General features: G+C 47.5%; 9 protein-coding genes. 1 reads left to right on the plus strand and 8 read right to left on the minus strand.

What is annotated here, in order from left to right:
• Positions 1 to 125: 125 nt before the first annotated feature.
• The 8 genes from gldN to Q4A89_RS10245 form a co-directional block, all read right to left on the minus strand.
• The gene (gldN, locus tag Q4A89_RS10210; protein WP_303185325.1) at positions 126 to 1,235 is read right to left on the minus strand and encodes a gliding motility protein GldN; all 1,110 of its coding nucleotides are present in this window, start codon (positions 1,233 to 1,235) and stop codon (positions 126 to 128) included.
• Positions 1,236 to 1,265: 30 nt separating this feature from the next.
• On the minus strand, positions 1,266 to 2,831 hold the full coding sequence (gldM, locus tag Q4A89_RS10215) for a gliding motility protein GldM (protein WP_303185327.1): 1,566 nt from the start codon (positions 2,829 to 2,831) through the stop codon (positions 1,266 to 1,268).
• A gap of 56 nt (positions 2,832 to 2,887) precedes the next feature.
• Complete coding sequence (gldL, locus tag Q4A89_RS10220; protein WP_303185329.1) at positions 2,888 to 3,976, minus strand: gliding motility protein GldL; 1,089 nt, start codon at positions 3,974 to 3,976, stop codon at positions 2,888 to 2,890.
• A 32-nt stretch (positions 3,977 to 4,008) separates the two neighbouring features.
• Positions 4,009 to 5,448 (minus strand): SUMF1/EgtB/PvdO family nonheme iron enzyme, encoded by a 1,440-nt coding sequence (locus Q4A89_RS10225; protein WP_303185339.1) that lies wholly within the window; start codon positions 5,446 to 5,448, stop codon positions 4,009 to 4,011.
• 33 nt (positions 5,449 to 5,481) lie between these two features.
• The gene (locus Q4A89_RS10230; RefSeq protein WP_303185331.1) at positions 5,482 to 6,474 is read right to left on the minus strand and encodes a PorP/SprF family type IX secretion system membrane protein; all 993 of its coding nucleotides are present in this window, start codon (positions 6,472 to 6,474) and stop codon (positions 5,482 to 5,484) included.
• A gap of 105 nt (positions 6,475 to 6,579) precedes the next feature.
• Entirely contained in the window at positions 6,580 to 6,801 is a 222-nt protein-coding gene (locus tag Q4A89_RS10235; protein WP_014224689.1) for a DUF2795 domain-containing protein, read from the minus strand.
• Between the two features lie 83 nt (positions 6,802 to 6,884).
• Complete coding sequence (locus Q4A89_RS10240) at positions 6,885 to 7,448, minus strand: cob(I)yrinic acid a,c-diamide adenosyltransferase (protein WP_303185334.1); 564 nt, start codon at positions 7,446 to 7,448, stop codon at positions 6,885 to 6,887.
• Positions 7,449 to 7,459: 11 nt separating this feature from the next.
• Positions 7,460 to 8,416 (minus strand): DUF5106 domain-containing protein, encoded by a 957-nt coding sequence (locus Q4A89_RS10245; protein ID WP_303185335.1) that lies wholly within the window; start codon positions 8,414 to 8,416, stop codon positions 7,460 to 7,462.
• A 420-nt stretch (positions 8,417 to 8,836) separates the two neighbouring features.
• Between Q4A89_RS10245 and Q4A89_RS10250 the strand changes: the two genes are divergently transcribed.
• Positions 8,837 to 14,491, plus strand: coding sequence for a hypothetical protein (locus Q4A89_RS10250; RefSeq protein WP_303185337.1), 5,655 nt, complete (start codon positions 8,837 to 8,839; stop codon positions 14,489 to 14,491).
• The last annotated feature ends 114 nt before the right edge of the window (positions 14,492 to 14,605 follow it).

Below are 14,605 nucleotides of genomic sequence, written 5' to 3' on the forward strand. Positions count from 1 at the left end.
TATAACAAATCACAGGTGTGATTTATTTCCCGCAAATTGATTGTAACAAATCACCATTGTGATTTATCTCCCGCAAATTGATTGTAATCGATATTCGTGCGGAAAGATGATGGGGAAGTTGTTCCTTATCTTCTTCGCCGCACGCTGCGTGTTGCAGCCGGCTTTTCTGCTTTTGTCTTAGGCGCCTTGGCCACCTTTTGCTTCGGTGCTTTTGTCGTTTTCGTTTCTTTTTCCTTCTCGTTAGTCGCTTTCTCCTTTACAGACGACCGGCGTCCCACTTTTCCGGCTTTTTTCTTACCGGTTGCCGCCTTTGCCTGCGTGGTCGTATCGGGTTGAAACCACAACGCTTTATTGAACGCGACCAGTTCGCCTTCGATTTTCTTTTGCTCGCGTTCCAGCGAGTCGGGCGTAGGACAATAAGCTTGCAGCGGAATATTCAGCAGATTCTCGGTCTTGATAATCTTACCGTCGAACATCCGGCGACGGAAATAATCATCGATCGTAAACGTCTTCGCATTGTTCGTGTTCGACGTCATGATATACGTGTTCGACACATAAGGACGCACTTCTTCGTAGAGCACCCAAAACATCGGTGAACGTTCCGTGCCCATATCGCCTTCGTAGAAGATAATCGGACTGATGGCTAATGTTTTGACGTCGTATACGGAATTGTTCTGGTCGAAATACCATGCTTCCTTTACATAGAAAGCCTTGACTTCGCCCGAAGGGATATCGCTCTCATTGATTACGAAACGTTGCCGCCCGTCACGTCCCGGTACTGTCTCATACATAATCGAGAAGCGGTCGAGAACGGATTTAAAATCGACGAGATGATCCTCGTCGAACGCTTCGTAGCCGTCAAGGTATTCATAAGCCGACAGTTTCCCTTCGCTAACGAGTTGGAATATCGTCGAGAAGAGATTCATCGAACCGTTCCTCGGATTCACCGGATAGTAGAGCGGCGCGTTTTTCTCTTCGAGCATGTTCAGTTCGCGGTATATGACACGCATCCATCGCGCGTTGCCGATATTCTGCGTCAGTTGCTCGTTAAGATGCTGCGCACGTACGGTAAGCTCCGGCAAGCCGCTTTCGTTCTGGTTCTGCCGGTTACGATCGCCGCCCCGGCTCATCTGCGGTGTACGACGCGTATTGCCCCCATCCTGCGCTTGCAGCATGACGCCCGAAAAGAACGTCAGCACACTTATTATAACCGTAAAAAAAACAATCCGTTTCATCTCTTATCTTTACTTGTTATGCTCTACAATTTATTGAATGATTACATCGAAAACGACCGGGTCTTGCTCCACTCCTTCGGGAGTAACGGAAACCGACTTGATATAAAACTGTTTTCCGCGCTGCAAGTTGCGGATATAACTCTTCTGACGGTCGGTGAACGAGTTGTTCTGCGACACCTCGATCAGCGAGTTTCCCATCGAGTCGGAATACGTCAGCGTAAAATTCTTCACGCGGCATTCGATGTCGAGGATTCCGTCGTCGATAGCCGACATAATACCGGCTGCTTCCACGAGGGCACGTTTCGAAATACGGCCTCCGGTAAACTTCTTCGTCACCCCGTTGGCGTCCGTATATAAAATGTACGGTTGCGCCTTGGGCAATTGACGCACCTTGAAGGAATAATCACCGATCTTGGTCTGCACGCCTCCGATACGCGCCGTTACGGAAATCACGGCTTCCTTGGCGTTCATATTCGGCACGGCATATCTTTTTCCGTTCTCCGTACGAATCTGTCCGTTGGTCATGGTAGCCGTCACATCGCCGCTGGCCACACCGGGCACGGCAATATCGATCTCGTTCTCGCGTACCCGTCCAGCATACAGCACACGCATCAGCGCCGATGCGACCGTCGCACTTTTAGCCGATACGGAATATTCGCTGTTGAAGTAGTACGGGTCTTTGCCCGGTACCTTCAGATAACCTTGAATGGGGAACGTTCCGGTCGAACCCGTTGCGACCGTGTAAAGTCCTTCGTAACCGCTCACCTCTTTTTCACTGCCTCTGGGACCGATAAAGAGCTGCGGACGCTGCGTCGAATCGACGGCCGACAGTACGATGCTCGCCTCATAAGGGGTTCCGCTCATCACGATCTGACTCTTGGGCACGACTTGTGCCACAATCTTGTTCACACGATAATCGCCCACATCGACGCTTTTCGCGATGTCCGTCAGCACTTCGCCTTCTACATAACGGATATCATTCTGATATTTCGTCAAGATCGTAACGGCTGCTGCCACAGGGATATTCTCAAACATGACCGACTCCCACGAACGAAGTTCCACGCCCGTCTTAGACGGCACCTTCGTGTTCAGTGCACGCTGCAACATATTGCGCAAATCGGGATCGTCGACTAAAGCGACCACATTCGAACGGTACGTTTCCAAGCGCTCTCTCAACTTTTTCCCTTCCCCGACAATCGGCGCCGTCATCACTTCCGACGAGGCATCCATGTTCTCCTTATTCTCAATCTCATTGACATCGCCTTCTTTCCCGTCGGCTTCCTGTACAATCCTGATTTTAAGATTCTGTAAGTAGTCGACCAGTTCGTCCGATTGTCGTTTGACATCGATCGCCTTACGGTACCATTCGCCCACTTTCGTAGGATTCTCAGCATTGGCGGCCTCCATCGTCTCCAACGCTTTTTGGTTCCGTACAGACGCTATCGTAGCGGATTCACGCAGTCCTCTTTCCACCAAATCAAAGCCGTTCAGTACCTCCGATGAATAATTTAATGCCATCATGGCGATGAACACCAAATACATCAGGTTGATCATCTTCTGACGCGGTGAATTGGGATTATTTGCTATTCCTGCCATTTAATCATTCTTATCAATGGTTATATCGTTGTTCAAATCAATCAACATTCCGTTATTTATCGCTGATTGGGATAAGGAGGTTGTTGCGCGTAGCCTTGCGGCGGATAACCGCCCTGATACGGAGGTTGCTGAGGCGGATACATCGTCGCTCCGCCCGGCATATTGACCGTCATGGCTTGTAACAGACGCCCGTAAACCTGATTCAGTTGTGCCAATAGCTGTGCCATCCGTTCGTTCTCGTTGCGGAAGGCTGTGCTGTCTATCACGGAATTGTCGTACATGTCGCGGATACGACTCAACCCGGCATTGATCTGCTGGATCGTATCCATCTGCGAGCGCAGACCGCTCAGATGCACGGAATAAAATTCGTTCAATCCCGAAAGGCTTTGGTTCAACTGCTCCATCTGCCGCACATATCCGATGGTTTGTTTCTCCGAATGCTCATTCTTCGATCCGGCAATCATCTCGCACGAATGAACGAGCGAGTCGGAGACTTCACTCAATGAGTTGGTCACGACATTGAAACGTTCCAAATTGGCGGTAACACTTGAGATTTGCTCGATATACGTCTTCGTCGCATCCGTCAGGTCGGCCATACGGGAGATCTGCTCGGCCGCATCGCCCAATTTCTGGATGCTGTTAGCCAAGCTCTTCGTATCTTCTTCCGATACGTTCAATCCCATCGCCGCCATACCGAGCTCGGCATTCTGAGCTGCCGCACGGGCATTCCCCGTCATCGTGCCGACACCGGACTGAGCTCCCGACAAATCACCCAATACAATGGTTCCGCCTCCCAAATGTCCTCCACTGCCTCCGATGATCACCTGCCCTTCGCCGTTCCCCGCGCCTCCGCTGCTGAAGTCAGGGCGGTCCAACGGGTTCTTCGACTTCAAGACCGGAAAGACTTCTTCCCAATGATATTCGTTGGCGGGACGCTCAAAACCGGACACAAAGAACACAATGGCTTCCGTAATCATCGCCACCGTAAGTATTTCGTTGCCATATTGCAAGTGCAGAATCTTGAACAAAGCCCCGATGATCACAATCGAAGCTCCCCAGCTATACACGAAATTCAGTGTCCGCTTTCCGTTTTCGGACGAAAGAAACATTTCGATCCGGTTCTTATATCTTCTATATTTTCCCATAATTCTTTCTGATGTATTGTTGTCGTTGGAGTTTATTTCTTTTTGTTTTTCCCTTTCGCGTTCGAGAATCCGATTTGCGTACGCACACAACGGAATCCGATGTAGGAGCGTGTTTCGTTCTGATATTCGAAGGTACGCCGGTCGGAGCGGATAAATTGGGCCACATCTTTCCACGAGCCGCCCCGCACCACTTTCTTTTTCATCGCATACGGATCTTCTTTCGCCGCGTTATAATGCAGGTCGGGATTGAGGTCGCTCGTCTGATTCTGTCCCGATTCGGTATAAACGGACGAAGTCCATTCGGCCACGTTCCCGGCCATATCATACAATCCGAACTCATTCGGTGCAAACGTTGCTACGCGCGAGGTAATGAGATGACCGTCTTCCGTATAGTTTCCGTCTCCCGGTTTGAAGTTGGCCATAAAGCAGCCTTTACCGTTCTGGAGTTCATTCGTCGACCACGGATATTTGTTTTCGTTTTTGCCCGCGCGGGCTGCATATTCCCATTCGCCCTCCGTAGGTAAGCGGAACGGTTCAATCACTTGTCCGGGAGGCAAGTTGGCCGATTTCTTGTAATATTCGGTTCGCCACACACAGAAAGCATTCGCCTGCTCCCACGAGACACCGACCACCGGATAATCATTGTAGCCCGGATGTGTGAAATACATCTTCAGATACGGTTCGTTGTAAGCGTTCTTGAAATCGTTCACCCAGCTCGTTTCATCAGGATAGATGTTGATAATATGTGTATGCAGAAAATCGAACAGACTGCTCAACGGACGTGTGATCGTCTGATTGACGGGACGTCCATCCGTATCGAGGTAAGCCGTATCTTTCGAAATCATAACGACGGCATTCACGTCCGGTTGGATATCGGTATTACGTTCGCGCTCGGCCGGATCGAGGCGGTTGCGGCGTAAGGCGGCGGCCGTGTAGTCGAACCATTCGTATTTATAGTTCATCTGTCGCCCGTCGAGACCGCGCTCACCCGTCACAGGATGCGTATAAAAAACACTTTCGATGGCACGCTGCTCGTCTTCGTTGGCCCGTTTCCAAGGAATCGGGCGTGTCCAGTCGAGATGCGGAGTGACCGGCTCTCCGTATTTATCTTCCGTAATCATAAACAGCTCGTTGCCTCCGTATGCGGGATCGGCCAGACGAGTGCGGATAATCGAGTCGCGCACCCAATACACGAACTGGCGATACTTGGCATTCGTAATTTCCGTCTCGTCCATCCAGAAGGCCTCGAATGACACGCCTTTCGTCTCGGCATCGAAACCCCAGAGGCTATCCTTATCCGACGGCCCCATCTCGAAGGCACCTCTTTTGATCAAGACCATCCCGTAAGGATTCGGCTCGTTGAACGAAGCCATCTTGACGCCCACCAATTCGCCGCCGTCGCCCGAAAGTAATTTCCCGCACGAGGTTGTCAGCAACATCACGGCGATCGATATGAATGCTAATTTCTTCATCATCTTCCTGATTGTCTATTGTCTGTTCTTATCTTACAATATTCTGATACTCTTATGTCTGTTCCTTCCGCCTTTGGGCTTGTTCAAGGTCAGCCGGTAAGTTGCCATGGCTTCGTGACTCCCCATACTGACTTTCGACAAGGCCGAGAACGGATACCCATAGGCGTAACTTACGCGAAATTTGCCGATATTCGCTCCCAAATAAAGGATGCCGTTCATCCGAAGCCCCTGATAACTGTCTCCCAAACGCACGCCTAATCCTCCGATAAACATGTTTCTGTAGACCGCTCTGACAGTCACATCGCCCATATACATCTGCAAGTCCGTTTGCATGAAGACGGAAGGCTGCAACTCAATCAACGGATTTTTCAATTTAATATTGTATCCGGCTGTTAAATTATATCCCCGATTGACTTTCAACGTAAAATTTTCGTCCAGTTCCATTTCCGGAGCAAGCACATGGGTCGAAGCGACGCCGATGTAGTATCGATCCGTCGAATAAAACAATCCTAATGCCACATCCAGCCCTTTGGCATCAATGTCGGATTTAGGCAAAGCCTCATCTTCGGACGAATGATCGGTACTCCCATCAATTCCTTCGGGAACAGGTTCCGCCTTAGAGCCTAAATACGATTTACTGAGCATTCCACCCTGCAATCCGATACTCAGCTCTCCTTTGCCGAGCTTATGCTTATAAGCATATTGAAGCGAGGTATATACATCTTTATACAACGTGCTTTTGTCGTCGCTAAAGAACATCACCCCCACCCCGTGTCGTGTTTTTCCAAACGAAAAGGGCATATCGGCCGCAACGAATGCCGACTGCGGCATTCCTCTATCGAGCCCAAGCCATTGCAAACGGTAAAGCGCCGTTATGCTCAGCTCGTTTTTCATCCCGACCGAGGCCGGATTGTACGCTCCCATCGCCATAAAATAATGGTTCAGCGATACGTCCATCTGTGCCCGGGCGGCAATTGCACAAATGCTTAAGAAAAGGATGCCTGTCCAGAATCGTTTGCTATTCATTCCCAAGAGTTACATCTATAGATATGTATAACTCTGAAAAGCCTGTAAAATTGTGTATGAAATTAAAAAAAGAGCTGCAAGCACAGCCCGCAACTCTTTCTTGGTTCAGTATTCTTCTTCATTGAAGAAAAAATCTTCTTTACTGGGATAATCCGGCCAGAGATCCTCTATGCTCTCATATATTTCGCCTTCGTCTTCCATCTCTTGCAGATTCTCAATAACTTCGAGCGGAGCACCGGAACGCTGAGCGTAATCTATCAGTTCGTCTTTGGTTGCAGGCCAAGGTGCATCTTCCAATTTGGATGCTAATTCTAATGTCCAATACATAAAAAATCTATTTTTCAGTTACTTACCCATAAAGCCATCCCAAAAATGGGCTGAAATTTTCGGCAAAAATAAACGTTTATTTGTTAGATGCAAGCGCTATCCCAAAGAATTTCATCATTATTTTTCCGAACACACTCATTCCGCCCGATAACAAACAGGAGGTCGGAAAGTCGGTTCATAAAAATCAGTACGGGTTCTTCGACGGTTGCCGACTCGGTGAGGCGGTAAATCCGTCGTTCGGCACGGCGACACACCGTACGGCACACATGCGCCAAGGCCGACGTGCGGTTTCCCCCGGGCAAAACAAATCCGCGCATGCGCGGCAACTGCGAATCGTAACGGTCGATCGCTTCTTCAAGTCGACGGATAGTCTCGGGAGTCACATTGCTTTCGATGCGCAGATCGGTTTGCGTCATATCGGTCGCCAAGTAAGACCCCACAGTAAATAGCTTATGTTGAATAAAGCGAAGCAGATCGGCCGTTTCTTGATCATCCGTTTCGGCAATCAACAACCCGATTTGCGAATTCAACTCGTCAATCGTGCCGTAAGCTTCAAGGCGGGGATATGTCTTGGGAACGCGTACACCTCCTACGAGAGAGGTTGTTCCCTTATCGCCGCCACCGGTATAGAGCAAACTTTTTTTCATTTCTTTCATGATTATGTAGAGGGTTGTGTCTCTTGTTGTGCGGGAGCATGGAGAAGGCTGTTCAGATAAAGCTCCACGTATGAGAATGCGACATCCTTCATGACGACCTTACGCTCTTTATCAAGCAGATAAAGCGTCGGAAGAACACGCAATACATACGTCTGTTGCTGCTGGATATCAAGCTCCTTATCATAACCGTGTATCCACGTTTGAGGCATCTGAGACAAATATTTTTTCCACTGCTCTTCGGCCCTGTCGGGGTATATAGAGAGAACGGTGAGTTTTTTCTGCGCAATCATCTCTTTAACCGGCTGCGAAGCGTCAATCACCCGACTGACTTCAGACGCATTCCCCAAATCGAGGCCATGAAAAAAGACGAGAACAAAATCGGTCTTCAAATCGTACAGCGTGCCCTGAGAACCTTTCTCGGTCGTATATCGAATATCGGCTGCCAGCATGCCGGGACGGTTTTTCTGCACTTGCGCCAGCATGGCCCGGGGACGCGCTTTACGATACGCATCCAAGCTGTCTGACCCAACCATATGTTCGAGTACGGGCACAAAGAACTCTTCGTTACGCATTGGAGATGCAGGATGAAAAAGATACTGCTCCATCTTTGAGGTAAAAAAAGCGTACAAAGCACAGTTTTTCTGCGCTTGATCGAGTAAGCGCTTAATTCCGTTGCACGAAGTCTGATACGGAGCATAGGGAAAGATGGAAAAGAAATCGACAAGAGCTTGCTCGGTTATATACGCAGCACTACCCACGAAAACCGTATCGGCAAAGTCGAAATGATCCCAATAATGCATCGCCAAATATTCGGCACGCAGCCTCGGTTCAGTGTAAACTGCCGGGACTTCAACCTGTTTGAACGTTTTCTGCCCCGGTACATCCGTCGACGTCCCACAGCCCAAAAACAACATCAAGCCTGCCAAACCGTAACCGAACAGGAGTAATCGCTTTTTCATTATCATGCTATTTAATTCCTTTATAATTTTGTGTTTCGGGCACAAATGTACGGGATAATTTTCAATATCCATATCACAGAAGCAAAAGTTTTAAAATTTACTGATAAACAAACTTATATTAAATTGCCTACGATTATATTTTGCATAGAGAGCCTATTGGTTTTAATCCTAAAGATGTCTTTTTAGACCTCTTCTAAAAATTAAACAAAGCCGCATCAGAGCGCCAATAAATATAGAATAAACATCAATTTCAGAGAATTATATAAGAAATATTTGCCTCGTTCAGAAAAACGACATACTTTTGCAAGGTAATTGGGTATAAGTTATGATAACTAAGTTTTTCTATTAAGGAAAAGAAACAACTATTTGAAAGGAAATAAAAACAAAACATTTAGTACAGATTAAATATCAAATAAAAAAATGAAAAGTAAAAATACACACTATTTAATTAGACACCTCTTATGCGATAAGCGAAAACTCCGAACAACCTTCATCCTGTGTATGTTGTTTGTTACGGCAACCCTACAAGCCCAGAAAGTGAATTGGACATCGGGCTATCCGAAGCTCGACGAAGTTCCATTTGTAATGTTGGAAGATGAGCGGACATTGCTGATACGATTCACTCCTCTGACAGCCGACATTAATAATGCGATCATAGAGGTTGTTCTGCCTCCACAAGTAGACTTCGGAGTAATCAGTGCGAAAACGGTGCTGAACTCCGCTACGCTGAATATATCGAATACGTCTTCGGGCTCTTTAACTACAGGCAAAACTCTTGCCATTGCGGTCCATTCCAATGGAAACAAATTGATCCGCAATACGGAAGTAGAAATTCATATCAAAGTAAAAGCTGTCGCTTGTGGTACTCCCGGAGCATCAGACTTCAACATTCAAGTCAAGTCCGGAGCAACGAATGTCACAGATGGACAAAAGACCGTAACGGTAAATATTGTCAAGCCAAGTGTCGCACTCGTATCGACCGATGGAACGATCAACTTCCCCACACAAACCAGTGTCAATACCATTACGTATTACCTCAAGACAAATACGGCTAATCAGGCCTCGTCGGCGAAGGTTACGTTTATGACAGACCTTGTAACGACACTTTCCGAATTCAAAATCAAAGGTGTCCCCTTTACGCCAACAGAAGCTACTGTAGGTGGGAAGAAGACTTACACGTTTGCCTTTACTCCGGCCTTATTAGGCAGTAAAATCGACAATACGAACGATAAAGTCATTACGTTTAAAGGTGCTTCTACGGGATGTGGCTCCCATCTGGTCGAAGCCAATGTGCAATATCCGCACGATACGGATTGTGAAACTTCAATGGGATCGTCTGTTACGCTTGCATTTCCGTCTCCTCCTCTGCCCAACATGGTACATGTTAGCACGCATTACGTCGACCATGCCGATGCTCCCATCACCACTATTCAAGTCAACATGGACGGGACTACGCCCACCGTCGTGAAAACAATTTTCCGGAATACAGGTGGAGCCGCACAGAACATTCAATTACACCTCCGCAATTACGGGTCATATAATTATCTCGACATCTCTGATATTTACATGCAGGTAGAAGGAGGCCTTAAACGCAAGATTACAGCCGGCGAAATTACTGTAGTAACGACTACAAGAAACACGTCTATTTATGGCTATCTTAAACCAAGTGCCCTTGGGAAACCGTCCGGAATACATATCCTCATTCCCGAGGAAGTTCCGGCAGGCAAAACGATTACATTCTGGGCACCCACCATTAACGGAGAGATTTATGATAATACGACCCGCGACGTGTACCATAATTACGGAACAAATACCATCAATGGAATAACGAGCAACATCACTCAAGTCAAAAGTCCTTGTGGCGATGATGGCATTGCCCTGTCTCAACCTCACCGTATCGCTTATCTGAATGCTCCACATTATCGGGAGTTACCACCGAGCCTAAGTATAAAAGGCGGACAGACAAAGAAACAAACCGTTTTCATCGCACTCGGTTCTACGAATGAGACCGTAACAGAATTCCACGTTAAGGCCCCTGTATGGCTTACGATTCAGAGTATGAAAATAACGAGCAACAGCGATGGCACCGGAACACTTTACGGACAAGCAACCGTGACTCCGGGTGCCACACAAGCGTTCGTATCAGTTCAAAACCGAGCAAATCAAGGAGCCGCTTACTTACATGTGGAATATAAAGCAGCACCCTGTGGCGGTTCCACGAATCAAACGGCCCAAATACATTACTGGGCAAACCAGAAATGGAGTACAAAGACATTGGAAAAAATAAGCCAGGTCTTTCAGGAAGCGATACATACGTGTGATGTTACAGGAATATCACTTGATGAATTCTATTCACGCAGAACGACGAAAGGACTGAAAGATACAAATAACGACAGGGTGCCGGACAACGGTTCCGTCGCTCCGGACGATGAAATACGGCATGACCTCTTCGTCTTCGAAGACGAAGGCTATTTCTATTGGAAAGGCACCATCCAGGCGCCGGGTGGATATAAATACATCGATATGCCTGTAAAATCCGTTGGTTTCCGGTTCGATTCGCATGTCGTACCTGATCCTCAAAATGCAACAGTCATGCTTAACGGATCACCGGCAGCCGGTCAGGTAACCTTTGCAAGACCAACAGGCAATACAGGTTACTTCCGCTACCATTATCCGGCCGGCTTAACAACCAATACGGTAGTCGAAATCAAAGTTCCTTTTAAGGTCAAAGCGGGGACCAACAATCCTAACAGCATGGACACCGAACTATACGTAAGCGCTACGCCTGTGGCGAATCCGTTAAATAGTATGAACGACCCCGCGCGTAAAGGGAAAGAAAAAGCATCAGTACCCATCGGCACATATAACCTCGACCGGTTGAATTGGTGGAATAAGGATACGAAAGAGGAATCCTTTCCTGATAACAATCCGAAAATCAATCTCCATATGGGATATACTGATATTTTCCATAGCGGAAGACTCCCATTACCGTACTTTCCGAAAGAAGTTCGCTTCCATGAATATCTTGAGAAGCTCGAATTCAAACTTCCCAAAGGGTACCGTATTGTTGATGATCTGACGATACAACATTACAAAGGAGCCGGTCCGGTTGAAAATAAAACCTTAGCCCCTGAAAGCTCGACGGACGGACATATGATTTATGACATAAAGAGTCTGTATGACCTGAATTTCGACGGTTCCGGCACCTTGCAAGGCGGCAAATGGCAATTGCCGGACGATTTTTGGCGACTTACAACACTCGGTAAGATCAAGGCGTTACCCTCGGCCAAGCGGGATGCAAGTATCATGAAACGTATTTCTACATGGAAGAATCCGAAAACCGGAAAGACCTATACCGATGAGCTTGACGTGACCTTTAAATATACAGGACCGGGCAACTCGCTTGAGGTTTCCGTCCCCGAAGTGCCGGCTTACGGACAGACCGTCAAAAATCCCGCTCTTACGATAACGAACCAGACAAATAATCCGATACAGGATATGTGGTTTTATTTCGAAGGAGATATCAGCGACGTTAAACTCAAAGATGCCGACGCGGGAACAGTCTATAACGGTACCGGATTGGGAAATCGTTGGGTAAAAGTTGCCAACGTACCCGGAAATGCTTCCAAAACATTCGAAATGAGTTATATGTACAACTTTAACGACTGTACGGGCGATAAAGTGAGGGTGTATACCGGCGCCGGATTCAATAACTCATGGGCCCCCAATACAAATGCTCCGCTCGATCCGGACGGCGATAATTTTTCGGCACTTGACTCTTTCGTCATCAAGCCTTCAGCCAATGCTACGATAGCGGGAAGCATCACGGCAGCTAGAGATACTTTTAAGCACGAATCGGTGGAGCCGTATACAATCAAAGTGAATTTTACGACAGCCACTTCAACGGGCGCACTCAAAAATCCCGAAATGAAAGACTTTACGGTTCCTGCCGGACAAATCTATAAAGCCGGAAGTGCTCGGCTGGAATACCCCGTAGGTACACTGACTCCCGTTCCTGCTGTGATGGAAGCTGCACTCGTTGCAGCATTCGGGACGGGAGAAGATGCGGTACGGACAATCGCCTCGATTAAACTTGCCGATGCCAAAGGAGGAGATATTATCCTTCCGGGCAACCTTGATACAGAAGCAACAGATGCTGACCGGACAGCCAGCGTGGTCATGGAATTCAATGCCAAGTGTAATACCGATTTTACGGGAATACAATATAAAGGACAGATTGCCGGCATATCTCCCTGCGGGACGGTTGCAGCCGGAAGCGGCATCCATATTGTTTCACGCAAATTGTATCCGAACGTAACATACAATTATCTGTTCGAAGACATCAAAATTGCTCCGGTATCCGGTACTCATGCGTTTAACGAAATTCAGATACAGGACACCCTGAAACTGACCGTCAAGAAGATTACCGGAACTGTTAATAACATGGTGCAGACCGACCATTTGATGCTCCAGATGCCTAAAGAACTGAATGTAGACGGTGAATCGATCTTCTATAAAGGCTCCGGTTCAATGAGTGGATTGGATAAGCCCGAGCAGATCATTTTTAAAGACAGCGTCGACGTCAAAGGTGTGCGTTATGTCAAACTGCCCATGCCAATCGATGAATACAATGCAGCAGCCAATAAAGGAGTAGGAGCTGAAATCACTTGTCATATACCGGTGAAGTATACTCCTAACGGACATACACGCAAAGATAACCCGGTCGATTCCATTATCGCTTCGGTCAATATTTTCGCCATTTTCGGAAACTGCCCACCTATCGTCGTACCCGTCGGTACCGGTAAAGATAGTATCGGATTGTTTACAGCCAAAGAGATTCCGGCACGCCTCTATGTGGGTGAACTTGATACGATCGAAATACTCAGCAACGGATTCAGAGGAAGCTGGTATCTCGAAAAAAACGGCGGAACACTTCAGCATACCGGAGCCAAATGGCCGCATGCCCCGACTGATTCGAGCAAGCTCGGAGAGCTGATGTATTATTTCACACCGATAATCAATGGTCATAATTTCGGCGGACGACTGCCTTATCCGGTTAAGATATGGATTCACCCGTGGTTTATCCGCAACCTCGATCCGATGAAGTATATCTGCGAAGAGCAGGATACGCTCTTCGTCAAAGGAGGCGGAATGGAGATTAAGTATCAGTGGTTCCATGAGGGCAATGTCATCGCGGGTGCGACGGACACGAGTCTGATTGTGCGTAGGCCCGGGAAATATCACGTAGAAATTACCGATACGGTGCCTGAAACCGTCAGCTCCGATACGATGGAAGTATACTTCCGTGAAATCCCCACGTTCATCAAGGACCTGCCATCGCATGCACGTGAATGTGATAATTGGCGATACCTGTTGAGCGTAAAAACGACCGGAAAATTCATGCAGTATCAATGGTACAGAAACGGCTTGCCGATAAAAGGAGCAACAAAAAGCAGCTACTATGCGCTGGCCAAAGACTCGTCAGCTTTCTTCCGTGTCTCGGTTAAAAATCCTTGTGGAGACAGCATTGTAAGTAACCAATGCTACCTCAGTTTCTGCGATGAGAAAATACACGGAATCAATCGCCTGATTGAACTGAACGTACCGCTATCGATTGAGACTGACCCGAGACCGGGACAACTGATCTTTGTAGAAAGCCAACAGAATTTTCAGTTTACGGTCAAAGCGAAAAATGGATACAGCCTGAAATATGTGACGGTTACGACCGACAGCCCGATTTGGAACGAACAAGGCGGCATCAAGCGAACGATGCTTTCGGACAGTGTTATGGAAGTAACGATTCTTACCGTTACCCAAAATCTAAAAATAACCGTATCGGGTGTCAGTCCGGTAGGCAATCAGGAAATCATTAGAAAGGCATCAAGAGTCTGGGCTTATGAAGGGAGAATCTATGTGGAAACCGATCGTCCAGCCACAGTTTATGTTTTCACCACTATGGGCCATCTCTACCGACGTGAGAAGGTACAGGCGGGACTGACTTCATTCGATGCTCAACCGGGAGTTTACTTCGTCAAATTCGATAACGGAGACTCCAGCAAAGTATGGGTAGAATAATGATAGCAATAGCTTTCCTCAGATAAGCTTTAGATGCTTATCGGAATAAAATTTAAGAGAGGAGGTGTGTCGTAATGCACGATGCACTTCCTTTTTTGTTCATCGCTATACAAA

The organism is Tannerella sp. (genome assembly GCF_030528505.1).
In the GTDB taxonomy this organism is placed as follows: Bacteria; Bacteroidota; Bacteroidia; order Bacteroidales; family Tannerellaceae; genus Tannerella.

Excerpts from the sequence above, each read along its gene's own strand:
- Q4A89_RS10240 (WP_303185334.1), bottom strand. The coding sequence starts at position 7,448 with ATGAAAAAAAGTTTGCTCTATACCGGTGGCGGCGATAAGGGAACAACC.
- Q4A89_RS10230 (WP_303185331.1), bottom strand. The coding sequence starts at position 6,474 with ATGAATAGCAAACGATTCTGGACAGGCATCCTTTTCTTAAGCATTTGT.
- Q4A89_RS10245 (WP_303185335.1), bottom strand. The coding sequence starts at position 8,416 with ATGAAAAAGCGATTACTCCTGTTCGGTTACGGTTTGGCAGGCTTGATG.
- gldL (WP_303185329.1), bottom strand. The coding sequence starts at position 3,976 with ATGGGAAAATATAGAAGATATAAGAACCGGATCGAAATGTTTCTTTCG.
- Q4A89_RS10235 (WP_014224689.1), bottom strand. The coding sequence starts at position 6,801 with ATGTATTGGACATTAGAATTAGCATCCAAATTGGAAGATGCACCTTGG.
- Q4A89_RS10225 (WP_303185339.1), bottom strand. The coding sequence starts at position 5,448 with ATGAAGAAATTAGCATTCATATCGATCGCCGTGATGTTGCTGACAACC.
- gldM (WP_303185327.1), bottom strand. The coding sequence starts at position 2,831 with ATGGCAGGAATAGCAAATAATCCCAATTCACCGCGTCAGAAGATGATC.
- gldN (WP_303185325.1), bottom strand. The coding sequence starts at position 1,235 with ATGAAACGGATTGTTTTTTTTACGGTTATAATAAGTGTGCTGACGTTC.
- Q4A89_RS10250 (WP_303185337.1), top strand. The coding sequence starts at position 8,837 with ATGAAAAGTAAAAATACACACTATTTAATTAGACACCTCTTATGCGAT.